This is a genomic window from Vibrio sp. QJM3NY_15, from assembly GCF_057785995.1.
Window position 1 is genome coordinate 724335 of the sequence record NZ_CM173518.1, and the last position, 23150, is coordinate 747484.

At 44.9% G+C, this 23150-nt stretch carries 17 protein-coding genes and 2 pseudogenes; 8 read left to right on the plus strand and 11 right to left on the minus strand.

What is annotated here, in order from left to right:
• Positions 1–6 precede the first annotated feature (6 nt).
• The 6 genes and pseudogenes from AC3CKG_RS19675 to AC3CKG_RS19700 all read right to left on the minus strand — a co-directional run.
• Positions 7–1917: a bifunctional diguanylate cyclase/phosphodiesterase gene (locus AC3CKG_RS19675; protein ID WP_065106000.1), complete on the minus strand. Its 1911-nt coding sequence runs from the start codon at positions 1915–1917 to the stop codon at positions 7–9.
• A 5-nt stretch (positions 1918–1922) separates the two neighbouring features.
• On the minus strand, positions 1923–2591 hold the full coding sequence (locus AC3CKG_RS19680; protein ID WP_029223589.1) for a transglutaminase-like cysteine peptidase: 669 nt from the start codon (positions 2589–2591) through the stop codon (positions 1923–1925).
• Positions 2592–2650: 59 nt separating this feature from the next.
• The gene (locus tag AC3CKG_RS19685; protein ID WP_229633459.1) at positions 2651–4042 is read right to left on the minus strand and encodes an HlyD family type I secretion periplasmic adaptor subunit; all 1392 of its coding nucleotides are present in this window, start codon (positions 4040–4042) and stop codon (positions 2651–2653) included.
• A 112-nt stretch (positions 4043–4154) separates the two neighbouring features.
• Entirely contained in the window at positions 4155–5450 is a 1296-nt protein-coding gene (locus AC3CKG_RS19690) for a response regulator (RefSeq protein WP_372138085.1), read from the minus strand.
• 66 nt (positions 5451–5516) lie between these two features.
• A pseudogene (locus AC3CKG_RS19695) lies at positions 5517–6626 on the minus strand (sensor histidine kinase); the annotation flags it as partial.
• Positions 6627–6685: 59 nt separating this feature from the next.
• A pseudogene (locus AC3CKG_RS19700) lies at positions 6686–7433 on the minus strand (cache domain-containing protein); the annotation flags it as partial.
• 166 nt (positions 7434–7599) lie between these two features.
• Between AC3CKG_RS19700 and pdxH the strand changes: the two are divergent.
• Positions 7600–8235, plus strand: coding sequence for a pyridoxamine 5'-phosphate oxidase (gene pdxH / locus AC3CKG_RS19705; RefSeq protein ID WP_004732548.1), 636 nt, complete (start codon positions 7600–7602; stop codon positions 8233–8235).
• Positions 8236–8356: 121 nt separating this feature from the next.
• Here the strand turns inward: pdxH and AC3CKG_RS19710 are convergent, their stop codons facing one another.
• From AC3CKG_RS19710 to AC3CKG_RS19720, 3 genes are all read right to left on the minus strand, one after another.
• Positions 8357–9076: a helix-turn-helix transcriptional regulator gene (locus AC3CKG_RS19710; RefSeq protein WP_102280090.1), complete on the minus strand. Its 720-nt coding sequence runs from the start codon at positions 9074–9076 to the stop codon at positions 8357–8359.
• 439 nt (positions 9077–9515) lie between these two features.
• Positions 9516–11342 carry an SUMF1/EgtB/PvdO family nonheme iron enzyme gene (locus tag AC3CKG_RS19715; protein WP_372137986.1) on the minus strand — a complete coding sequence of 609 codons (1827 nt, stop codon included), beginning with the start codon at positions 11340–11342 and terminating at the stop codon, positions 9516–9518.
• A 182-nt stretch (positions 11343–11524) separates the two neighbouring features.
• Positions 11525–12628, minus strand: a complete 1104-nt coding sequence (locus tag AC3CKG_RS19720) for a PEGA domain-containing protein (protein ID WP_065105994.1) — start codon at positions 12626–12628, stop codon at positions 11525–11527.
• Between the two features lie 494 nt (positions 12629–13122).
• Here AC3CKG_RS19720 and AC3CKG_RS19725 point away from each other — a divergent pair, with 494 nt between their 5' ends.
• The 4 genes from AC3CKG_RS19725 (at position 13123) to putP (ending at position 19676) form a co-directional block, all read left to right on the plus strand.
• Positions 13123–13947, plus strand: a complete 825-nt coding sequence (locus tag AC3CKG_RS19725) for an AraC family transcriptional regulator (protein WP_017106066.1) — start codon at positions 13123–13125, stop codon at positions 13945–13947.
• A gap of 181 nt (positions 13948–14128) precedes the next feature.
• The gene (gene putA / locus AC3CKG_RS19730) at positions 14129–17266 is read left to right on the plus strand and encodes a bifunctional proline dehydrogenase/L-glutamate gamma-semialdehyde dehydrogenase PutA (protein ID WP_102299933.1); all 3138 of its coding nucleotides are present in this window, start codon (positions 14129–14131) and stop codon (positions 17264–17266) included.
• Positions 17267–17277: 11 nt separating this feature from the next.
• Complete coding sequence (locus AC3CKG_RS19735; RefSeq protein WP_102299932.1) at positions 17278–17982, plus strand: 1-pyrroline-5-carboxylate dehydrogenase; 705 nt, start codon at positions 17278–17280, stop codon at positions 17980–17982.
• A gap of 167 nt (positions 17983–18149) precedes the next feature.
• The gene (putP, locus tag AC3CKG_RS19740) at positions 18150–19676 is read left to right on the plus strand and encodes a sodium/proline symporter PutP (RefSeq protein ID WP_017111250.1); all 1527 of its coding nucleotides are present in this window, start codon (positions 18150–18152) and stop codon (positions 19674–19676) included.
• Positions 19677–19746: 70 nt separating this feature from the next.
• Here the strand turns inward: putP and AC3CKG_RS19745 are convergent, their stop codons facing one another.
• Positions 19747–20268 carry a MerR family transcriptional regulator gene (locus AC3CKG_RS19745; protein ID WP_488529856.1) on the minus strand — a complete coding sequence of 174 codons (522 nt, stop codon included), beginning with the start codon at positions 20266–20268 and terminating at the stop codon, positions 19747–19749.
• A 216-nt stretch (positions 20269–20484) separates the two neighbouring features.
• On the opposite strand from AC3CKG_RS19745, the gene AC3CKG_RS19750 reads away from it, so the two are divergent.
• The 3 genes from AC3CKG_RS19750 (at position 20485) to AC3CKG_RS19760 (ending at position 22902) form a co-directional block, all read left to right on the plus strand.
• Entirely contained in the window at positions 20485–21372 is an 888-nt protein-coding gene (locus tag AC3CKG_RS19750) for a helix-turn-helix domain-containing protein (protein ID WP_488529857.1), read from the plus strand.
• Between the two features lie 124 nt (positions 21373–21496).
• Complete coding sequence (locus tag AC3CKG_RS19755; RefSeq protein WP_372247756.1) at positions 21497–22351, plus strand: hypothetical protein; 855 nt, start codon at positions 21497–21499, stop codon at positions 22349–22351.
• Between the two features lie 380 nt (positions 22352–22731).
• On the plus strand, positions 22732–22902 hold the full coding sequence (locus AC3CKG_RS19760) for a hypothetical protein (protein ID WP_020477240.1): 171 nt from the start codon (positions 22732–22734) through the stop codon (positions 22900–22902).
• Positions 22903–22964: 62 nt separating this feature from the next.
• On the opposite strand, the gene AC3CKG_RS19765 is transcribed toward AC3CKG_RS19760, so the two are convergent.
• Positions 22965–23135, minus strand: a complete 171-nt coding sequence (locus AC3CKG_RS19765) for a hypothetical protein (RefSeq protein WP_017111248.1) — start codon at positions 23133–23135, stop codon at positions 22965–22967.
• Positions 23136–23150: the final 15 nt, after the last annotated feature.

Consider the following 23150-nt stretch of genomic DNA (forward strand, 5'->3'; position numbering starts at 1 on the left):
TTACTACTATTTATCAACAATGAAGCCTTGGAACACTTCTACGTAGTTATCAGACAAAATATCAAGCTGAGTCTGAGTTTCAATTCGTGACGCAATGGTCGTCACGCCAAGGTTATGAGCCGTTCTTGAGATCGACGTTAATGTGAATTTCTGTTTTTCATCATCAAGGTTATGAGTAAACAGGTAATCGAGCTTCACATAGCTCGGACGGTACTCGTTAATGTAATCCAATGATTGGAAGTTACGTCCGTAGTTATCGACACCAAACACCGCGTCAGCGTTGCGAATGGTGTTACACAGTAGCGCGGTGTAGTGCGGAACGTTGATGAAACAGTTTTCTGGAATCTCAAAGTGGAGTAGGTGAGCGATTGAGGCATTTTGCTCAAGAGTTTTGCCAATCCAACGGATGAAGCTTGGCTGAGAAATACTACTTGGTGAGATATTGATAGCAACAGGGCTTGTTACTTCTTTTGCATTAAGCTTTTCAATCATTTTCTCGATAACGTATTGGTCGAGAATATGGCTCATTTCAAGTTGCTCTAGTGCGTACAAGTATTGGTTTGCACCGTAACGAACTCCGTCTTTCTCAATCGCAGAGAACACCTCTTGGTGATAGGTTTTGCCAAAGGCATTGTTTGCAGCTTGAAGACGGAAGGTGATGAGGTCGTTGATGATCGCTTCTTCAACCAACATACGCCATTGCTGTTTACCCATCACAGCGCCATGATCGTCTGCAGTGACGTAGCCATAATTAAGTTCACGGTTCGCTTTCGCACTTGAGAGCGCGTTATCCACCAGCGACATGATTTCGGTACTGGTTTTACGTTTGTTACTGTATGTCACACCAAGCGCAATGTGTGGGTTTGCCATACCGGTTGGATCTGAACCTAGGTTTTGAATGCAGTTTACGATGCTGCTCGCGACGAGTTTCAGTTCGCTCTCGTCGATGTTTGGCATAATGAAGCCAAACTCGTCACTCGAAATACGAGCGATGGTGATATCTGGCGATGAAATTGACGCTTGTAACTGTTCAGCCAGTTGGTGAACTAAGGCATCACCTTCTTGGTAGCCTTTTTCATCGTACTCTTCACTAATAAATTCGGCTTTTAGTACCGCTAAACCACCTAAACTTGACTCTTCTAACCACTGAGTTAACTGAGACATGTAGTAAGCGCGGTTACCTAGTTGAGATACAGGGTCGATATAAGCGCGTTCACGCAGCTTCTGAGCTTCTTTCGCTTGGTTCTTAAAGGCCTGTTCAACTTGTGTCGACATGTGGTTAATACCATCAACCACTAAGATCAAATCTTTGGTTTTCGGACGAACCAGTGGTTCGCCAAACTGGTTTTTGGCGATCTGATCCATTTTGGTAATGATCAATGAGAGAGGGCGCAGTGCTCGCTTGAGGATCCACGAGATCGAGATCAAACCCAGTAAAAAGATCGCACCAAAAATAGTCAGTAAGCGTGTAAATGCCTGCCAGAGTTGATCATAAGCAGGACCTGGGTGACTCACGATCTCAACTTCTGCCAGTTGCATCCAGCCACTGGTGATCACGCGGCGGTCATGAACGGGTTCAAATAGGTTTAAACTCGTAAACCATTCCGGTACTCCCGTTGATTTCACTGGGTAAGAGCGAAGAATATCGTCTCCGGTGTCTAGAAAAATCAATCGAACGACGGAGTAAGAACTGCCATCAAACAGGGCGTTGATAACAGACTCCACTGCCACCTTGTCCTTTTCTTCTAGGTAAGGGGCGAGAGCCAGTCCAACAGTGTTAATGGTATTACTTACCTCAGAGCGTTGCTGCTCCTCTAAGTATCCACGGGTGGTATTGAATTCGATCATAAAAACTGACGTCATCAGCAGTATGAACACCGCAACCATCCCGACCACAAGCTGTTTATATAAAGTCATTGTACCTACTCATCGTAATTGATAATGGGTTTGTTTAATTTTAGAGAGCGCTCACGAGAACGTAAGTCGTTCCATAAGCTCAATCTTGAAGATTTCCCTGCTAGCTTACCGCTGCCTGCTGCCGACTTAATTAACCAAAGGTTTTTACCATTGAAACTGTAAATTGGTCGTAGGTCGCCGCGCTTAGAACCGCGTTTTATCTCAGGGTTTAAGTTGTCCAAAATGAGTGGCTCTGCACTTGGTTTCGAGTAGTAAGCCAACACCATATGGAATTGGTTTAACTCGAGTGCTTTTACGTACACCAATCTTAATTTTTTGTCTGGCACGCCCAGTTCGAGCAAAGAGAAGTACTTCGCGATGGTGAAATCTTCACAGTCACCCGCGTTACTGCCTAAGAACTCCAGTGGCGTTGCCCAGTAATCGTTCTTTCCCCAAAGTATGCTGTCATCGACAAAGTACATTTGGTTGAAGAATTGATTAATGGATTCGAGCTTTTCTCTTTCGCTTAATCCACCATAGGCCGCGATATTTGAGCGCCATGTGGTGACTCGCTTAGCGGCTCTCTCTCCATAGGTTTCGGAAACAGCATCAATCCAACGTTGGTCACTCTTATTGAGTGCCGCAGAGGTAAAGGAGGTGAGGACCAACAGCAAAAGCGAGAGCCGAGACTTCATAGCCTTCGCTCTTGGGGTTGGGTTGCGCATTGAATAGCAGTGTTCAGCATCAAGCGTCCTTACTCTTTTAGTGCATTGTTCTGAGCGCTAAGTATTGGTTTCAACATGTACTCAAGAACGGTTCTCTTACCTGTGATGATATCCACTGAAGCTGTCATACCTGGAATGATCGGCAGCTCTTCGTTTTGTCCAAAATTGTGCTTTTCGGTGCGGACACGCACGATATAGAAGCTGTTGCCTTCTTCATCTTGCGTAGTATCGGCACTGATGTGCTCTAACACGCCTTCTAGACCACCGTATTTAGTGAAGTCATAGGCACTGAATTTAACGATGGCAGTCAATTCTGGACGTAGGAAAGCGATGTCTTGCGGGGCGATTTTCGCTTCAACCAATAGAGAGTCTTCAGTCGGTACAATCTCAACGATGTCCATACCCGGTTGGATAACACCACCGACGGTATTAATGCCAAGGGTTTTGACTGTGCCCGTTACCGGAGAAACCACGACAGTACGGTTTACTCTGTCTTCAAGGCCGACTGCGGATTCGGTTAATGCAGAGAGTTTGTCTTGTGCTTGGTTGAGTTTTTCTTGCTGCTCTGAGCGAAAGTTCAGCGCAGCATCGATACGGCTAAGCATGGATTCTTTAATAGCAGAACGTAGAAGAGGGACTTTGAGCTCACTTGAGGTCATTTCTCGGCGAGTATCGTTAACTTGTCTTTGCAGCTTAAGTAATTCAATTCTTGGTACCACGCCTTCATCGGCAAGCGGTTTGGTGATATCCAGTTCTTGGCGAGCAAATTGGTAACTCTGTTTTAGGTTACGAACACGCGCCTTAATCTCAATTAGGTCCTGTTGTTTCTGTTCAACCTGTTGATCAAAAACAGAAAGTTGGTTTTTAAGGTTATTCAGATCTTGACGATATTCTGCTTTTTGGCGATTCACCAGTTTTGGTTGAAGCTCGTAAAATTTTGGAGGGAAGGCCAGTTTACCGTAGTCGAGTAAGACACTTTTTTTCCACTCTGCTACAGAGAAATCTTCGTCGATAACAACACTGGTTAACGAGGCTGAAAGCATTAAGACGTTGGCGGTTAAGTTGGCTACTTGTTGCTCACGTTCGCGAAAATCCGAGCGAAAACGAGTATCATCGATCAATAGTAGTTGTTGACCTTTTTGAACTCGTTGGCCTTCTCTAACCAATATCTCTTTGACTAAGCCACCCTCAAGGTTTTGAACCACTTGGATTTGAGAGGAAGGGATGACCTTGCCTTGGCCAACGGTGACTTTGTCTATTTCAGCCCAATTTGCCCACGCAATAGCAGCAACAAAAAACAGAATGATTACCCACAACATTATACGCGCGCTAGTTGGCGTATTGAGTAGCAGTGCCGCTGTTTTATCATCGACGTACTCAAGTTCGGTATCGTTCAATTTGCTGAAATTTTTCTGACTCATAACAGTCCTTGTGTGCTGAATAAAGGTGCAAGCCTATTGAGTGTATTCTTAGTTCTAAGAAATGTTAAGAATTTGTTCGCTTAAATCTTTGAATTTATATATTTTTTAAGAGTTATCGATTTTTGAAATCCGTTTTGTCGAGTTGGTGTTTCCTAAGCTTGTCATACAGCGTTTTTCGAGAGACTTGGAGCTCTTGTTGTACCTCTTTCAGTCGTCCTTGATGGCGATGTAGTGCCTCGATTAAAATTATTTGTTCAAAGCTATCAGTACGTTGGCTTAATGACTGTTGTTGCTCTTCAATTTTTACATCAAACTGGTTTTCTTCGTTTTGCTCATTTTCATCACTGTCGAGAGACGGTTGCTTTACTTGTGTCAAAACTCTGAGCTCGGCATGTTGGCGAAGCTGGCGTATGTTTTCGCTCCAATGAGTAGCGATTAACCGTAGAATCTCTTTTTCTGTGATAACGGGCGGTGGTAACTGATATCGACTTGCTGCACCACGAGCAAAATGTTTAAACAAAGAGCCGATATCTTCCGTTCTTTGCGCCAAGGGTAGTAAATTAAATCGGCGCAGTTCACCTGTAATTGTAGTAGGAACTACTGTAGTTGCGATAATGATACAAGTTGCATTGGTCTTGCATGAGTTTTCACGAAGTAGAGTGGGTTTTAGAGCCAATAACCATAGCCATTGATCTGAAGTTAATGCTTCTGTTTCATGGATATAAAGTGTTCCGCCCTGATGTTTACGGAATAATTGCAGAACAAACTGATCAAACGTAGCTTGGTCACTACACGGTAAATTGAACGCGGCGATTGGGCAAAGCTCAGCGGTATGATGGCTGTGTAAATCGTGTGTGTACTGCGCTGTGATTCTTTTTCCTGTCCCTAGATCCCCAACAAACAGCAATAGCGGATTGGCTTTGGTATCTAAGGTGATTAACTCCCGACGTAAGGTTTGCATCGAAGGAGATTGCCCAATCAGTTTCGGCCCGACCTGATTTTGCATCGCCAGTTCTTTTCTTAGCAGATTGTTCTCTTCTACTAATGCCAGTTTGTCAGCCGCTTTTTTTACCGCGGTGAGTAAAGCATCGACCACAAACGGTTTCTCTAGAAAGTCGTAAGCGCCAGCTTTCATTGCGGACACTGCTGTTTGCACGTCGCCATGTCCGGTGAGCACAATCACTTGGAAATGGGGATTATGACTGAGCAATTGCTGTGTCAATTGAATGCCATCCATCACTGGCATGTGAATATCGGTAATCACGATTCCAGCTTGAGTAACGTTGATCTTCTTCAGTGCCTCAATGGCATTGGGAAAACAGACAACATCGATGCCTTCTATAAGCATGGCTTGTTCTACTGAGTCTCGAATTGCTGGCTCGTCGTCAACAAAATAGAGTTTGGGCATAGATTGCAAAAGCGGTGTCCTTAGCATTTACAGATAAATAAAGTTATTTATAACAGGGTATTAGCTTTAATTTCGATAGAGCGGAATATCGAGTGAAAATACCATCCCCGATGGTACGCGCGGGTTCGCGTTAATGGTGCCGTTATACGCTTCAATGATGCGTTTCGATATCGAAAGTCCCAATCCTAAGCCTTCTGGTTTAGTAGTGAAAAATGGGTCGAACAGTTGATTCAGCTTGTCGTTAGTCATTCCTATCCCGTTATCCCACACCATAAGCTTGCAGATGTCGCCCTGCAATTGCCATTCGATTCCAATCTGCGGGCTCGGTTGTTGGGTTAAGTATTGGTGGTCTAAAGATCGCTGTTCTATCGTTTGTTGTAACAGGTCTTGTTGCTGAAGTGCCTGCTGCTGAAGCGCTTGAGTGGCGTTGTGGATCAGGTTCACCAGCACTTGCTCTAGCTCGGTTGGGTGAATGGCGATATTGAGGTCATCCGGTATGGTGCTTAATCGAAGCGTGATGCCTTGCTTGATCATCACAGCGCTCAGAATACTGGTCGAGTTATTGACGGCTTGATGTAGGTTGGCGACGTGATGTTCTTGTTTGGTGACCTTGCGAGTAAAGACTTTGAGCCGAGCGATGATGTCGGTAATAGTGCTGTTGAGGCCAATCATTTTTTCCAGGTTACTTTTAACCAGATCTGAGCGATCCATCTCAAGCAGTTTTAGGCTGTTTTCACTGTAGGTTCTTAGCGCAGCAAGTGGTTGGTTGATTTCGTGATTGATGCTGGCTGACAACTCTCCAAGCACGGCTAACTTTGCGGTTTGTGTCAGCTCTTGCTCCGTTTGCTTAAGCTTTAACTGAGATTCTTGATATTGGTAAATCGTCTGCTGAAGTTGATCGTTAGATTGCTTTAAATAGTGGGTTCGCTTATCAACGGTGTGCTCTAAATTTTGATTCAATTGAGTTAACGCGATCTTAGCTAAGTACGTTTGACGCCAAGACCAAGCAATGAGCACGACTAAGCTGTAGATAACCAGAAAGATGGCATCTATCTGCAGGACTTTACGTAATTCGGCCTTGGTTTCTTTTAAGGCAACCACTTGGTACTGATTATTACTGGTTGAGGCAGGATAAAGCTTAAAGTTGCCTAGCTTGTTTAATTGATTCCTTGTCAGCTGTGTTTGATTGTTTGTCGACGGGCTACTGTTGTTGCTGCTGGTCACTGATGAAGCTTGAAAGGCGTCAATGATCGATATTTGGCTTTGACCGTATTGGCGGTTGCGCGCAATTTCTTGTTGTTGCCCTTTAGTTAAAGGCAACAATGATTGGTAAAGCCAATTGGGTTGGCTAGAAAGAAACACCACTTGATTTGAATCGAGTACAACGATCTCAAAGTCATCGCTGGTCAGGATATTTTCAAGGTTCTCTAAACTGACTTTAACGGTAATGACCCCAACGATGTTGCCAGCAATATACAAAGGTGACGATAAAAAGTAGCCCCTAACATTTGAGCGTGCGCCAAGGGCAACATAATGGGTTTTATCGCCTTTAATGGCGGAAGCAAAGTAGGGACGAAAAGAGAAGTTTTCACCCACAAAGGTACGCGGCTTTTGGTAGTTACTCGACGCGACGACTGTTCCACTTTGGTCATGAATGTAGATGGTGTCTGCTTGGCTTTGATTCGACCATTCAAACAGCAACTTATTGAGATCTGTGGCAGTCATTTTGTTTGCTAGAGCGTCGTGATCAAAATAAGAGAGCAAACGTGGATCGTGGCTAAGCAAATCAGGAATTTGCTTGAATTTATCGAGCTCAGAATCGATTTGCAGATTGGCTTTGTTGGCGGCTTCATGAAGTTGTTGTGCGACGATTTTTTCTTGATACTGCACGGCCATAAAGTGAGTCGCACTCAGTCCTGCAATGCCTAACAACAATGAGAATAAAACAAAGGGTGTTAGAAGGTTAGGCCGTTTTTTAGTCACTGGTATCTCAGCTTATGATCCGTTTATATATAGACTATCAATATGATGGTTTGAGTACCGAGATCTTGTTAACACCGAACGCTTTCTGTAAGACAAAACCACGGCTTAGACTTGTGTTTCAAAGGATTACAGCGCAAAATCACAAAAAATTAAAAGGAGCAACGAAATGGAACTGACAGATATTCGTCGTGAATACGCTAAGGGTGGGTTGAGACGTAAAGACTTAGCCGCAGACCCTATTGAGCAATTCAATCTATGGTTAGAGCAAGCCATCGAAGCTAAGATGACTGACCCTACTGCCATGACAGTTGCCACGGTTGATGAAAATGGTCAGCCATTTCAACGAATTGTTCTGCTAAAGAATGTTGATAAAGACGGTTTCGTTTTTTACACCAACTTAGGTAGCCGTAAAGCGCACCAACTGGAGCACAACAGTAAGATAAGCCTGCATTTCCCTTGGCATCCTCTAGAGCGACAAGTTCACATTACTGGCACCGCTGAAAAGCTGACAGCAATGGAAAACATGAAGTACTTCTCATCTCGCCCGAAAGAGAGCCAGTTGGCTGCCATCGCAAGTAAGCAAAGTAGCCGAATTTCTGCGCGTGGAATCTTGGAAGGTAAGTATTTAGAGCTTAAACAGAAGTTCGCGAAGGGAGAGATCCCAGTGCCTTCTTTCTGGGGCGGCTTCCGAGTACGTGTTGATAGCATTGAGTTCTGGCAAGGTGGCGAACACCGCTTGCATGATCGCTTCTTGTTCTCACGCCAAGACAACAGCTGGGATATCGATCGCCTAGCGCCTTAGTTTGGCCTTAGTTTGAATCTGTTGTACCAATCAAAAGATACCGTTGATTTTGTGTTTTCTCACATCAACGGTATTTTTTCGTCTGTACTTTCATCTGGGTACGAGCGTACAGAGCCGTCAATCAGTCGCTGTGTAGAACAACCGAGATCTGTTTTTTGAGCAGAGTTTCTGGAATCACTGAACCTAGCCCTGAATCCAACGCAAACTCTATTAACTGGCTTTTACTACGAGCATCGAACTTCTGCTTCAATCTCGCGACATGGCCTTCGACGGTCTTGATTGAGATATTTAACGTCAGTGCAATGTATTGGGGTTTCTTACCGAACAGCAGTAAGAACAGCACTTCTGATTCTCGTGCCGTCAGCTTCTTTTGCAGCTTAGACACTCGCGGTTTTGAGCCCGCTATCGATGCTTGATTTCCTTTCTCACACGTCGCCTGACACACCCAATGACCAACCTCTAAGATGGCCGTATCAGTGAGCTCTTGACCATAGAAAATCGTACCTTGAACCTTGTCATTGTCATCAAGCCAAGGGGTCTTGGTAAAGATATGTGCGTGCCAACGCCCGTCTGGATAAGGATGAATATCGAGAATCTTGAGCGTGCAGCGCGTGTCCATCACATGCTTGTCTTGAGCCCTAAAGTCTTGTGCACATTCGGTGGTTTGGCTCGGCATATCGAAATCGGTTAAGCCAGTACAGCTTTCCCCCGGCTTCAATCCTATCAACTGGTTGTAAGCGAGATTGGCGTAGACGAAGACAGAGTCAGTATCTTTACAGCCCCAGCAGCCTGGTAGTTGTTCAAATAAAGAGCGATGTATGGAGTTTAAAGGTTCTGACAAGGTTTTATCTCGTTAGGTGCGACACATTGATAATATCAGTTTCTTATTGAGCTGCAATGGCAATTCGGGGCTCAACGATGAGCACGCCGGATACGCTGAACAGCCATTAAACGGATCGTTGATTAAGTGTCTACCTTGAGGAGAATAGCTGAACGGAAGGGTGGATAAACAGGCAAAAAAAAGCCAGCCTGAAGATGGGCTGGCTAAAGACAAGATATGCCTTGTCGACATGTAGAAGATTTCCAGGTTAATTCGCGAGGGTCGTGCAAATTAACCTGAGGCATCAGTTAGATACCCAGAGTGACTTACTACTCTATCGATGAATCTACTCCTAGGAGTACTTATGCATAAGGGGGGAATTCCCCTATAAACGCCTCTCAATGTGAGAATTGAGAACCTAGAGTAAATATTTCAAAATATTGAACAAGTAATCGAGTGCTTATAGCTCTCGCACTACTCGGAATCCTAGATAATTGGCTGCGGTTGAAGGCGCGACATACAGTTCATTAAAGACCTTAGCTTCTTCAGGTGAGAAGCTCCACGCTCCGCCTTTTGCTAAACCTTTCTGAGTGGCTGTCCATTCCCACACGTTGCCAACCATATCGTAGAAGCCCGTTGGCGTTGGTAAGAACGACTTAACTGGTGAAGTGCTGACGTTTGACCAAGGTGTGCCAGCCCAGCCTGTATTCGCTTTGCCAGACTTGAATTCGTTGCCCCACCAGAAGTTGGTATCTTGGCCAGCTCTTGCTGCCGCTTCCCACTCTTGTGGTGTTGGTAGACGATAAGTGAAGCCAGTGTTTTTAGACAACCAACGCGTATAAGCTTTGGCATCATTCTGGCTAACACAAACAACGGGAGAGTCGTCCTGTTGTTTAAAGCCTGGGTTTTGCCAATGCTTGTCTGATACTGAGGTTATTTCCGCATTTGTAAAGGTGTCGCAGGTATTCATTAACTCTGCGTCTGTCTCGTAGCCTGTGCTCTCTGCAAACGCTTTAAAGTCGCGGACTCGTGTTGGTGTCGCTGCAAGGGCGAAAGGCTTCTTAATGGTGACTTGCTGTGCGTTGTTTTCACCTAACAAGTAACGACCTGAACCTACCACAATCATTTCTGGGCTTTGAGCGTTGGCTTTCATTGGGTCTGCGAACTTGGTACCCACATTCAATGAATTTTGCTTAGCTTGTAGCACCGCTCTGAGATTGTGATCGCGAGCGATTTTCAATTCTTGATGGAAAGAAAGGTAACCTTCTTTCTCGATGGTGATCATGTGCTGACCAGTAGGTAACATCACCTCAACGGGTGTGCTGCCATATTTCACGCCGTTGATCGAAACTTTGTCGTTGTACTGGTTTGAACGAACCACCAAGTTAACCCAAGCGACTTCTTTTTGCTGATCGTTGGCTTGTTGCTCGCTTTGGGTGAAACAGTTTGATGATTGAATACCCAGCAGACGGCAAGGTGTGTTCTTGTCTGGGCGAGTCTCTAGATTCGCTGCAATTACTGCTCGGTAACGGTTATCTTCAGAGAAGCCAGAGGATTTCACTTTGTGTTGCAGGACGTGAATATTCAATGAAGCCGACGCTAGGTGCTCTTTTACAGCTTTCGATTCAGTCGCGTTGTCTACGAGGCTATGCTGGAATTGCTTTACGGCTTTTTGAAGTGCCAAGGTCACGGTTTGGTCTGAGCACTGTGCCAGTGTCATGTCGCTGCTACAACGATTGGTAAAGCTGACCGTTTGCTCTTGTGTTTGAGTGATCTCGTTTCTTAGTCGCTCGGCTCTTGCTCTTAGCTTGTCTTGATTGAGGTTTGCGATTGAAGCTTCTGCTGCCGCTTTCTCTGCTTGAATCGCCTCAAGTTCCATCACCAAGCCTTGCTGTGTCTGTTCAGAATCAGACATCGCAAGTTTGTTCTCTTTTACGGTTTTCCAAGCCCCTTGGAAAGCGTTTTGAGCGAGTGAAATATCAAAGTCAGGTTCATCAATCATACGAGCGTAATCTTGCTCTAGGTTCGCTTTCGCTTTTGCTAGGTCTTGTTCTGCTTTAGCGGTCAGCTTTGCTACACGCGTAGATTGCTGTGCATGGTTATCGACTTGATTTTGTTTGTCTGCGAGCTTTTTATCGACAGCCGTTAAGTCGGCATGCTTTTCGAAAAGCGAGCTTTCAATGTCGGTGACAGATGACGTGGTTGCTGGTGGTGCTTCAGCGAAAACAGCCGGTGTCATTAAGCAGGGAGCAAGTGCAAATAGTAGAGCTGGAAAACCTTGGCGCATGATGGGCTACTTCAATCGTAATTTAGGTTAATCAAATATTCTAAACGAAAACGCCATTTCGTCTGCAGCTACTTTCTATAACTATCAACAAAATGGCGAGTATTCATTCAGCTTTGTGAAACAGGCACGGCTATTTCAATCGGGCTTAACGGTTTATATCGGATTTAATTTCTATACCCGACTTAGCTTTCTTTGCTAGGAAGAAGCTTAACCCAGATTGTATCGCTGCCATTGATGGTTACAGAGCGGTTGTAAGATTCGTAACCCTGCTTTGAAATGGTCACCTGGTGACGTCCGCTTGGTAGTGCAACCTCAATTGGTGTGCTGCCATACTTGATGCCGTTAATGGTGACTGAATCATTGTACTGATCAGAACGAACGGTCACATTTGCCCATTGCTTGTCATTTTTCTTAACGACAGCGGCTTGACTGCCTGTTAGACAGTAGCGAGTAGACACGTTCAACAAGTTACAAGCGGCAATGGCTTCAGGTTTCGCTTGAAGCTGAGCTTGTATCTGCATGAAGTATGCGTTGTTGCCGGAGAAACCACTCTTGATTGCTTGGCTGTCTTGAACATGGATGTTCAGTTGAACACCTTGCAAGTTTTGCTTCGCTAGTGTGCTTTCTGTGAGCTGCTCAAGTAATTGGGTCTTGAACGTTTGAACGGCTTTTTGGTTCGTTAGGTGTTTACCTTGAGATGTACATTCACCGAGTGTCATTGTTGATGCACATGTGGTGGTGTAGCTGGTTTCAAGAACGGCACTTTCACGAAGTTCTGTTGCAATACGTTTAACACGAGCTTCAACTTTTGACTCTCTCAAGTTAGCCAGCTCATTATTAAGACGCGCTTGCTTTTGCTTGATTTGAGAAAGGTGAATTTCACCCTCGTTCATCGCTTGTTGGTTATCTAACTGAGACGATTGATTCTCTTTAACGGCAGCCCAAGCATCTTGGTAGCTTTTCTGGAAAGAGACCAAATCAGTTTCTGGATCTTCAAGTAAGCGACTGTACTGTTTGTCGAGTACAGACTTAGCTCTGTTACGTTTTGCCTTAAGTTCTTCACCTTCGCGCAACAACTTACTATTTTTGTTTTGTAGTTGTTTTAGGTTTTCAGTCGCCGATACTTTGGTTGCTGAAATACGCTCAATATCTGAGTTTTTCTCTGTTAGCTTTGCATCGATAGCTGAAACGGGATCGACTTGATTCAGTTCTTCAGCTGATACCGATGCAGATACCCAAAGTGGGGATAGCGCAAGTAAAAGCGCTGAAATTCGAAAGTTAGTCATAGGTCCCTGCAACTTGTAGATTGAAATTGGCTCGTTAATAAAGTGTCTACTTCCTAGTTGTGAGTCACTAGTTATTAGCAATTAACACAGTACCCGTCTTTATACCGTTTTATTGCTATCCAATCTACTCAAAAGCCAAGTTTCGGTACTTCGGATACACTTTTTACAGGTTTATCGCCAATTATTTGAGCTATATAAGAAAATTTATTCATTATGTTAGGGTGCTGAAGTATTTATTGATGACATGGTTTTTTGTGTTGGTGTGCTTGCTTGTATGAGTGCTTGCGAAGCCCCTAAACTCACCGGAACGATTGGTTTTACAATGGCCGTAGTTTATACACTCTTGATCATCTTTCCGGAGGCATGATCAAGACGATCGCGATAATGATCTTTTGTTAAAGGTGAGGAAATGACTCTCATGATCATTTACAAATTCATCTTATGCAGATTTCAGAGTATTATTCTTACTATGTCGACCTGAATATTTTGCTGTTATGCCAAAACCGTTACCTTTTCCAAACCTAGACCTGTCCCCGCTAGGCCTTACTGGCCCTCGTCCTGCGGAGATCATTACTTTGCCATCGCATATGGATTGCCACGAGCATCATTATTCGCAGGTGGTTATTGGGCTAAAAGGTCAGGCGGAATTTGAAGTGAGCGGTAAAGGTAATCTTGTCGGTCCAGGGCAAGGTTGTGTAGTCACGGCTCGCTCTGATCATGCTTTCGGCGGAGTGGTTGGTCAGTCGGATATTCTCGTGCTCAACATGCCTATGCCAACCGATGATGACCCTCTGATGCTGGAGAAGATTAACCAGTTAGAATCATCGAACGTCTATTTCCAATTAGATGCGCAAATTCAAAAGCTTATCCATATGTTGGTGCAAGAGATGCAGGCCAGTCCTGATGATCTGTTATTAAGCCGTGCGTGCAATGATACAGTGATTGCGTTGATGCAAAGACACATCTCGGCATTTGAAACCTCAATCAAAGATTCACGCTTTGATCTTGAAGCGTTGGATCGCTACATAGAACAGCATTTAGCAAATAAGATCTCCGTCGCGCAGCTTGCGGGTAGTGTGTTCTTGGGTGAAAGCCAGTTCCATATGTTATTCAAAGAGCAAATGGGCATTACCCCTCATCAGTACGTTCTTGGCAAGCGTATCGACCGTTCTCGTCGTTTAATCGAACAAGGTAATCTAAGCCTTGGTCAGGTCGCTGAACTGGCTGGTTTCTCCGGTCAATCTTCCTTTACTCACACCTTTTCACGCCTTCAAGGCATGTCACCATCCCAATACAAAAAGAAAATTTCTGTTAAATAGTGAAACAAAACGGCATATTATTTTAAAGTTTCATATGTGACCTTGTGTTTGTTTTGTTAATAAAGCGAGTTTTTAGCAAAAAACTCGGAGTTTTTGACAAGTAATCCTTATATACTCTAAATACACTGCAGCCATTGTAGAGATCCCGAACTCTTTTCGGGTGTGAGATTAAGGAAAACGCATGTTTACAGCTACTGATGTGTTAAAGCCAGAATTCAACGAGCAGTCGCTTGCTGATCTTTGGACGCTTATCTCACCATTATATATGGTGGATGAAACCCAATGGCTAGAGCAACTTCTGCCGCTAGCTACCCCTTCTGAGTCTGAAAAGCAGCAAATTACAGACAAAACGACGTCGTTGATTGAGTCTATCCGTGCGGATAAAACATCTATTCAGATGATCGACGCCTTGTTGCTTGAATACAGTTTAGATACTCAAGAAGGCATCTTGCTAATGTGTCTGGCGGAAGCCTTGATGCGTATTCCTGATTCGGCAACCGCTGATGCGTTGATTCGCGACAAACTTAGCGTTGCGGATTGGAAATCTCACCTGAAGAATTCTGACTCGGTTTTTGTTAACGCATCAACTTGGGGCCTAATGCTAACAGGCAAAGTGGTTGGGCTTTCATCTAAAGAGCAGAGTGCAGGTCAAGCGGTTAACCGTTTAGTGAACAAGCTTTCTGAGCCGGTGATTCGTAAAGCGATGCACCAAGCGATGAAGGTGATGGGTCACCAATTCGTTCTTGGTCGCAGCATTGCTGAAGCGCAGAAGAACGGTAAGTCTATGCGTGACAAAGGTTTTACCTACTCATACGACATGCTAGGTGAAGCGGCACTGACCACAGCTGACGCAAACAAATACTTCAAAGATTACCTAATGGCGATTGAAGCCGTAGGTCGAGACACGTATGTCTCTTCAAAATCGAGCCCTGCGCCATCGGTATCTATCAAGCTTTCTGCGCTTCATCCACGTTACGAAGTAGCGAACGAAGACCGCGTACTGACTGAACTTTGCGACACGCTAGAGCAGTTATTGCGCCGAGCAGTAGAGCTCGATGTTGCGATTACGATTGATGCTGAAGAAGCGGATCGCCTAGAGCTTTCTCTTAAATTATTCGAAAAACTGTACCGCACTGACCTTGTAAAAGGTTGGGGTAAATTTGGTCTGGTTATTCAAGCTTACTCAAAGCGTGCACTTCCGGTTCTAGTATGGCTAAACCGCCTAGCGAAAGAGCAGGGTGATTTGATCCCGCTTCGCTTAGTGAAAGGTGCTTACTGGGACAGCGAAATCAAATGGTCGCAACAAGCGGGCTTTACTGATTACCCAGTTTACACACGTAAAGAAGCGACAGACGTAGCTTACCTTGCATGTGCGCGTTATCTATTGAGCCCAAGCGTTCGTGGCAATATTTTCCCGCAGTTTGCGAGCCACAATGCTCATACGGTTTCTGCTATTGCCGTAATGACCGACCATAAAGACTTTGAATTCCAACGCTTACACGGCATGGGTGATTCTCTGTACAACCATGCGATGGAAGCTTACCAACAGTCGGTACGTATCTACGCACCGGTTGGCAGCCATAAAGATCTACTGCCATACCTAGTACGTCGCTTACTAGAAAACGGTGCAAACAGCTCGTTTGTACACCGTCTAGTTGATGCGCGTTGCCCAGTGGCAGAGCTGACTCAACATCCTGTCGATATGCTTCTGGCGTTCGATACATTGCACAACACTAAGATTCCTCTGCCTCCAGCGGTTTTCCCTGAGCGTAAGAACTCTTACGGTGTGAACATTGATATTGAAAGCGAAGCGCATCAGTTTGAAGAGCAAGTAAAAGGCTTCTTAAACAATCAATGGACTGCGGGCCCTGTGATCAACGGTGAATCTCTTGCCGAAAGCATGATCAAGGCTGATCAGAACGTTGAGCAAGTGACGGCACCTTATGATCGTCGTATTAATGTGGGTCAGGTGGCTTTCGCTAACCTTGATCATGTTTCCGCAGCGATCACTGGCGCAGACGCAGCATTCGCTGATTGGAACGCAACTTCGGTTGAAACCAAAGCGGCAGCACTTGATAAGCTGGCTGACTTGATGGAAGACAACCTCGCTGAGCTGGTGGCGATTTGTCATCAAGAAGCGGGTAAGACAATTCACGATAGTGTTGATGAAGTACGTGAAGCAGTCGACTTCTGTCGTTACTACGCAAAACAAGCAGATAACCTACAAGGTTTCGAACTAAAAGGTTTTGATGGCCAAACACGAATCGCTTCTCGACAAGGTCGTGGTGTGTTCGTTTGTATCAGCCCTTGGAACTTCCCTCTAGCGATCTTCCTTGGCCAAATTACTGCAGCACTAGTGGCGGGTAACACGGTTGTGGCGAAGCCTGCCGAGCAAACAAGCTTGATTGCAGCTCGCGCGGTTGAACTGATGAATGAAGCGGGCTTCCCTGCTGGCACCATTCAGTTACTACCGGGTCGCGGTGCTGAGATCGGCAGTGCACTAACAAGCCATGATGCGATTGCGGGCGTTGCCTTTACTGGTTCTACGCCAACGGCACAGCGTATCAATGTGTCATTAGCCACTCGTAACGCTAAGCCAGTTCCGTTTATTGCGGAAACAGGCGGTCAGAACGCGATGATCGTCGACAGTACTGCACTGCCTGAACAGGTAGTTCGTGATGTGATTCGTTCAGCATTCGCTTCAGCAGGTCAGCGTTGTTCTGCACTACGTGTGCTTTACATCCAAGAAGACATTGCAGACCGCGTGGTTGGATTGATTCACGGTGCAATGGACGAGCTGAGTGTTGGCATTCCACACCTTCATAAAACCGATGTTGGCCCTGTTATCGACCAAAACGCGAAACAGAAGCTAATGGCGCACTTAGAAAACATGACCAATACCCAGAAGAAGGTGGCTCAACTTTCTCTAGGTACGGATTGTGAACATGGTGATTTTGTTCCACCAAGTGCTTTTGAAATTGATGACATCAGCTGCTTGAAAGAAGAACAGTTTGGCCCAGTGCTACACATTGTTCGCTTCAAAGCGAGTGAGCTAGCGCAAGTGGTAGACCAAATCAACCAAACCGGTTTTGGCCTAACCATGGGTATCCACAGCCGTAACGAGACAACTTACCGTTGGATCGAAAAACACGTTCGTGTGGGTAACTGCTACATCAACCGTGACCAAGTGGGCGCCGTTGTTGGTGTTCAACCATTTGGTGGTCAAGGCTTGTCAGGTACTGGCCCTAAAGCGGGTGGTCCTCACTACCTATACCGTTTTACTGATGTTCATTTCTCTCAATCACAAGACAAGGCATAAGGAGCATTACCATGGTTCATCAAGTGACAGGTTTTTCTGATGCTTTGCTAGCGTGGGAACAATGGAATCTTACCGACTTTGATTACAAGAGTGCTCAGGTACTTGCGCTTAAATCAGAGATCGAAAGTCAATCTGCGCCTTTGGCGACGGTGGCGACTTATCATCTAGAGCAAGCGTCTGTGCTGCTTTCTGAACATCACCTAATGGCAGGTCCTACGGGCGAAACCAATGAGTTGTATGCCGCTGGTCGCGGTGTGGCTTTGGTGATTGTTGATGATTGCGAAGAGAAAGTGCCAGCGCTGCAAACTGCAATGGCTTTGATTACTGCTGCGCTATTGGCAGGTAACAGCGTTCAATTGTGCAGTGATGATGTGCAGTTCAATACCTTAGTTGCAGACGCAGCTAAGTCGGCGAACTTGCCAACTAACTTGGTGCAAGTTGCCTCGTATGACGCTGCTCAACAGTTGTTGTCTTGCGATGTACGTAGCGTGGGTTACGTAGGTAACTCGCAAACGGCACAAGCTATCAATTTACAGCTTGCTAAGCGTGACGGTGCAATCGTCGGTTTAGTCGCTGAAACGGATCTGGCGACAATGAATGTTGCCAATGATCCACACCTATCGCTGCGCTTCATTACCGAGCGTACGCGAACTATAAATATAACAGCCGTGGGCGGTAACGCGACCTTGCTCGAACTTGGAAGCGAAGCTCACTAACCTTCAGTAAAATTGGCTCTAAGCACTTTTGGTTCTTTCCAATGTTGGTTTTTTCCATTGTTGGGTTTTCTCCATCTTTGGATTTAACTGATAGTGCTTTGGAGCCTGAATACCTAACTCAATGCACTTGCTTGCCTTTACGGTGAGTGCCTTGCATTGAATTAGGCATGGAAGGCTTTCTACAAAATGAGGACTATCAAATGATAGAAAACAGTTTTGCAATAACGACGACGTTCATTGCGTATCTAATTATGATGCTAGCGATCGGTGTTATTGCTTACAAACGTACATCTAACTCAACTGACTACTTCCTAGGTGGTCGTTCGTTAGGCCCATGGCCTGCTGCACTTTCTGCTGGTGCATCAGACATGAGTGGTTGGTTGCTACTTGGCCTGCCTGGTTACGCTTACGCTGCTGGCTTTGAAGCATTTTGGCTTGCTGGTGGTCTGCTTGTTGGTACTTGGGCAAACTGGTTAATCAGTGCAAAACGTCTACGTACTTACAGCATTACGACTGAATCACTGACGCTGCCTGAGTTCCTATCTCGTCGTTTCAATGATAATTCTAAGCTGATCCAAACAATTTCTGCTTTCTTTATCCTTTTATTCTTCCTTTTCTACACAAGTTCAGGCTTGGTAGCAGGTGGTAAATTGTTTGAAACGGTATTCGGCCTAGATTACACAACTGCGGTAATTATCGGTACGGTATGTGTGGTTTCGTACACCCTATTTGGTGGCTTCCTTGCGGTATCTTGGACTGACTTAGTTCAAGGCTTGCTAATGTCTGCTGCGCTATTGATTGTACCAATCGCGGCAATGAACGGTGGCCTAGGTCAGCTGTCTAGCGACCTGCACAACATCAACCCAGAGCTACTTACGCTATGGAATGATGCGAAGGGTGAGCCGCTTTCTGCTATTGCGATCATCTCGCTAGCTGCATGGGGTTTGGGTTACTTCGGTCAACCACACATCTTGGCTCGTTTCAAAGCAACTCGTTCAAACAAAGATCTTGTGACAGCACGCCGCATTGCGGTTATCTGGACTGCACTGTCTATGGTTGGTGCAATGCTAGTGGGTCTTGTTGGTCTAATTTACGTGACTAACTCTGGCGCACCTAAGCTAGACGATGGCGAGAAGATCTTCATGCTTCTTGTTAACGCGATGTTCCACCCAGTAATCGCAGGTATCCTACTTGCTGCAATCCTAGCGGCAATCATGAGTACTGCGGATTCACAACTTCTTGTTTCTTCATCTGCAATGGCAGAAGACTTGTACAAGCAAGTTCTGAAGAAAGACGCAACATCAGAAGAGATTGTTCGTGTAGGCCGTTTCGCGGTTATCCTAATCTCTCTAATTGCACTTGTTCTAGCGATGACGCCAGACAGTTCAGTACTAGGCCTTGTATCTTACGCATGGGCTGGTTTTGGTGCTGCGTTTGGTCCAGCTATCGTATTGAGCCTGTACTGGTCTCGTATGAACCGTAACGGCGCTCTAGCGGGTATCGTGGTTGGTGGTGTTACGATTGTACTTTGGAAACAGTTCACGGGCGGTTGGTTCGATGTTTACGAAATCGTACCGGGAATCATCCTATCGACTATCTCTATCGTTGTAGTTAGCTTGATTACTGGCGAGCCAGAAGATGAAGTTAAGAAGCAACATGCTGAGTTCGAGAAGAACCTAGTTGAGCTAGACTAATTTACATTGTAAAAATACAGATGAATTAGCAAAAACAATTGCAACAAATAATAGAGTCACTTCGGTGGCTCTATTTTTTTGACCAGTCCCTAATGCTTTCGACTTCTTTTTGATCGATATTCAATGACTCCAAGAACTCTTGGTGAGCACTCGGTTCCATCTTCTCAAACTGTTTGTGCCAGTTCTTCATGTCCTCTTCGCTGAATCCAGCATTCTCCATTACTTTAACCCAGCGATCCTTAGTCAGCGATTTCTGCTCAAGCAATTCAGGTTGTTCTAATAGCATGACAATTGCTTTTTGCTGCTGGCGAAGATTCTGAATCTCTTTGTCTAGAGCATTGAACTGGTTCACTAAGGTTTGCTCTTGTTTCACGTCGTCTTTGCGATCAAGTAGCGCGGTAATTTCTTGGATGGATAATCCAAAAGAGCGGTAAGAGATAATGCTTTCTAAGCGAGCCTGTTCCTTCTCACCATACCAACGGTAGCCATTGTCTGAACGACAGTTAGGTAGTAACAGCCCTGCACGTTCGTAATAAAGAATGGTGGTGCGTGAGATGTTATAGGCTTTGGCTAGTTGAGTAACAGTGAGCATTGGCTGCCTCTTTATGATCCAGAAGAAGTTGAGAAGTAAAAACATCAGAGAGTCGCATATTCTAATCACGGCTTATTGAAGTGTATCGTTAGCAACCTTACTAAAGTCGTGAACTCGCAATGCTTAAATCATACTTCTAGGTCTGTGATATTTCAGTTTTCGTTTGGATACATTACAGTGACTTATGGTGACGCAGTCAATGGAAGGAAGATAGAAGTGCCTCAAGTGATCCCCAATATCGGCTTTAATCATGAAAAAACGGCGCAAGCTGAGCTAGAGCTGATCCCGCTCTCTAGGCTTTATTCTGATCACACAATCAACCATGATCCGCAACAGCCTCATCGTGTTAGCTTTTTCATGATTATCTTTATTGAACAAGGCTCAGGCACTCATATGGTCGACTTTGAGGACTATCCTTTTCGCCGAGGAAGCGTGTTGTTTGTACAACGAGAACAAGTACACGCGTTTGATTTCAGCAACCAGCCACAAGGCACTGCTGTTCTATTTACGCAGGCATTTTTGGACAATGTCCATGCTAATATGCGGCTTCCAAATTATACGCCAACCCACTTAAATAAAGCGCATTCAGCACTCCTCGCGCTCGATGAAACGCATTGTGATCGTACTCAGAGCTTGCTCAGTCAAATACGAGTAGAGCTTAGCGATCAAAATACGGACCCCTTAATAGTGATGTACCTGTTTTCGGCATTGGCTTTAGTGCTGCACTGTTTGCGCCCCGAAGTTAAGCAAGACCAACTGAACCCTCAACAGAGTATTAAGTTCGCTCGTTATTTTGAGCTGCTTGAAAGTAATTACCTGCGTGTACGCGATGCCAATTGGTACGCTAATCAAATCAATACCACTTACAAAACCTTAAACCAAATCTGCAAGATCGCGACGGGTTTAACCGCAAAACAGATCATCGATTCATTTACCGTGTTAGAGATGAAACGCCAGCTGGTGGTTACTAGCATCACTTCACAAAAGATGGCGAGTGACTTTGGTTTTGATGATGCAAGTAACTTCGTAAAGTACTTTAAAAATCACACCTCAATGACGCCGAGTGAATTCCAAAAGAAGTACGCCAAGCCATCCCTGTCATAATGGCTAATGGTGAATAGTTAATGGCGTAAGGTTCGATATCTACCATTTTTACGCCTAAATACACTCTGCCGAGAGTCCCCCTTGTTGATTACTATAACTTCCAAGCCAACGAGAGGACTTAAAAATGAAAACAATAACTAAATCGACATTACTAGCGGCAAGCGTACTTAGCGCTTCTACCTTCGCAACCACTGCGGCTGCTCAAGAGCTTTCTATTCAAGAGAAAGGTGTTGCCGTGATTTCAAGCATTGAAACTGGCGACCCTAAAGCCGCGAGCTACATCAATCCAGACAAATACATGCAGCATAATCTTGCGGTCGGCGATGGCTTAGCGGGATTTGGTGAAGTGCTGAAAATGCTTCCAGAAGGCACAGCGAAAGCGCAAGTTAAGCGCTCATTTCAAGATGGTGACTACGTCGTTATTCATACCGAGTACAACTTCTTTGGGCCGAAAGCGGGTTTTGATGTCTTTCGATTTGAAGATGGTTTGATTGTTGAACACTGGGACAACCTACAAGAATTGGCTAAGCCAAATGCCAGTGGACGAACTCAATTTGATGGCTCGACTAAAGTCGTAGATCTAGAGAAGACGGATGAAAATAAGCAGCTGGTCAGTGGTTTTGTAAAAGATATTCTGATTGCTGGTGATATGTCGAAGATTAATCAGTATATCGATAACGAAGACAGCGCTTACTTACAGCACAACCCAGGTGTAGCCGACGGCTTGAGCGGGTTGGGTGAGGCATTGGGCGCGCTAGCAGAAGCTGGCATGCCAATGGTTTATACCGCTAACCACAAAATCTTAGGCCAAGGTAACTTTGTGCTTGCGATTAATGAAGGGCAGTTTATGAATCAACACGTCGCTTTTTATGATCTATTCCGTATTGATAATGGCAAGATCGTTGAGCACTGGGACACCATCGAAGCCATTCCAGAACGCTCTGAGTGGAAAAATGATAATGGTAAATTTGGTTTTTAGTTAGCAGTAAATTGAACTCAAAATTATCTCAATAAGCGGTGCTTTCACAATGGAAGTGCTGCTTTTTCATGTGTGAATTTGACAGCAGATTCGGGCTAGGTACTGTCCTTAAGGGGTTTTACAATGTAAATCGAAACCGATTGATGGGGGGAAATAAAGAAAAATCGTGTGAGATTGATGACGTTTGATGTCAAAAAATGGAAGAGAAAAATGGCTATTTTTTGAACTTAGCGCCCACTTTTGTTATTAGCTCGGTGAATTGTGGAACCGAATTGGACATGATGTGTCAATTGTCAGTAACCACTAAAGACCTATAGGACAAAGGTATGCCTGATCTCTATTGCAAAGGATGTAAAAAAACAACACTACATAAGTCTATAATGAAACGTTGTGAATCAGAGCCTGAGACGACTTCTGGCCGCATGTTGCAATGGACATCTAAGCTTTTTAGTGGCAACCAGTACTACGATATGGAAACACAACATTTTTGCCGAACGTGTAATTGCCGTTGTGAATCTGGAAGTATCGTTCCACAAGTTGGCTTAGCTTAGCCAATAGTAAGTACTTACTCATTTAGAATAAAAAACCTCCGCTTTGGAGGTTTTTTTGATTTTTATGCGGCTTTTAACGCTAGCTCTGCTTCAATGGAGTTGCCATCAATTTTCACGTCCCATCCGTAGTTGGAGTACTCACTTGCGAGTGCTTGAGCGACGTCTTTTGATACGGTTACGTGTGTCCATGAGCCAATGCCATAAGGCTTATATGCCAGTTCCTGCGTTTTCATAATAGAGTTATCCTT

What these genes read in the sequence shown, in the direction of transcription:
- AC3CKG_RS19690 (WP_372138085.1), bottom strand. Translation starts at nt 5,450, where the DNA reads ATGCCCAAACTCTATTTTGTTGACGACGAGCCAGCAATTCGAGACTCA.
- AC3CKG_RS19675 (WP_065106000.1), bottom strand. Translation starts at nt 1,917, where the DNA reads ATGACTTTATATAAACAGCTTGTGGTCGGGATGGTTGCGGTGTTCATA.
- AC3CKG_RS19680 (WP_029223589.1), bottom strand. Translation starts at nt 2,591, where the DNA reads ATGAAGTCTCGGCTCTCGCTTTTGCTGTTGGTCCTCACCTCCTTTACC.
- AC3CKG_RS19685 (WP_229633459.1), bottom strand. Translation starts at nt 4,042, where the DNA reads ATGAGTCAGAAAAATTTCAGCAAATTGAACGATACCGAACTTGAGTAC.
- AC3CKG_RS19755 (WP_372247756.1), top strand. Translation starts at nt 21,497, where the DNA reads ATGAAAACAATAACTAAATCGACATTACTAGCGGCAAGCGTACTTAGC.
- AC3CKG_RS19765 (WP_017111248.1), bottom strand. Translation starts at nt 23,135, where the DNA reads ATGAAAACGCAGGAACTGGCATATAAGCCTTATGGCATTGGCTCATGG.
- pdxH (WP_004732548.1), top strand. Translation starts at nt 7,600, where the DNA reads ATGGAACTGACAGATATTCGTCGTGAATACGCTAAGGGTGGGTTGAGA.
- putP (WP_017111250.1), top strand. Translation starts at nt 18,150, where the DNA reads ATGGAAGGCTTTCTACAAAATGAGGACTATCAAATGATAGAAAACAGT.
- putA (WP_102299933.1), top strand. Translation starts at nt 14,129, where the DNA reads ATGTTTACAGCTACTGATGTGTTAAAGCCAGAATTCAACGAGCAGTCG.
- AC3CKG_RS19735 (WP_102299932.1), top strand. Translation starts at nt 17,278, where the DNA reads ATGGTTCATCAAGTGACAGGTTTTTCTGATGCTTTGCTAGCGTGGGAA.
- AC3CKG_RS19760 (WP_020477240.1), top strand. Translation starts at nt 22,732, where the DNA reads ATGAAACGTTGTGAATCAGAGCCTGAGACGACTTCTGGCCGCATGTTG.
- AC3CKG_RS19720 (WP_065105994.1), bottom strand. Translation starts at nt 12,628, where the DNA reads ATGACTAACTTTCGAATTTCAGCGCTTTTACTTGCGCTATCCCCACTT.
- AC3CKG_RS19725 (WP_017106066.1), top strand. Translation starts at nt 13,123, where the DNA reads ATGCCAAAACCGTTACCTTTTCCAAACCTAGACCTGTCCCCGCTAGGC.
- AC3CKG_RS19715 (WP_372137986.1), bottom strand. Translation starts at nt 11,342, where the DNA reads ATGCGCCAAGGTTTTCCAGCTCTACTATTTGCACTTGCTCCCTGCTTA.
- AC3CKG_RS19745 (WP_488529856.1), bottom strand. Translation starts at nt 20,268, where the DNA reads ATGCTCACTGTTACTCAACTAGCCAAAGCCTATAACATCTCACGCACC.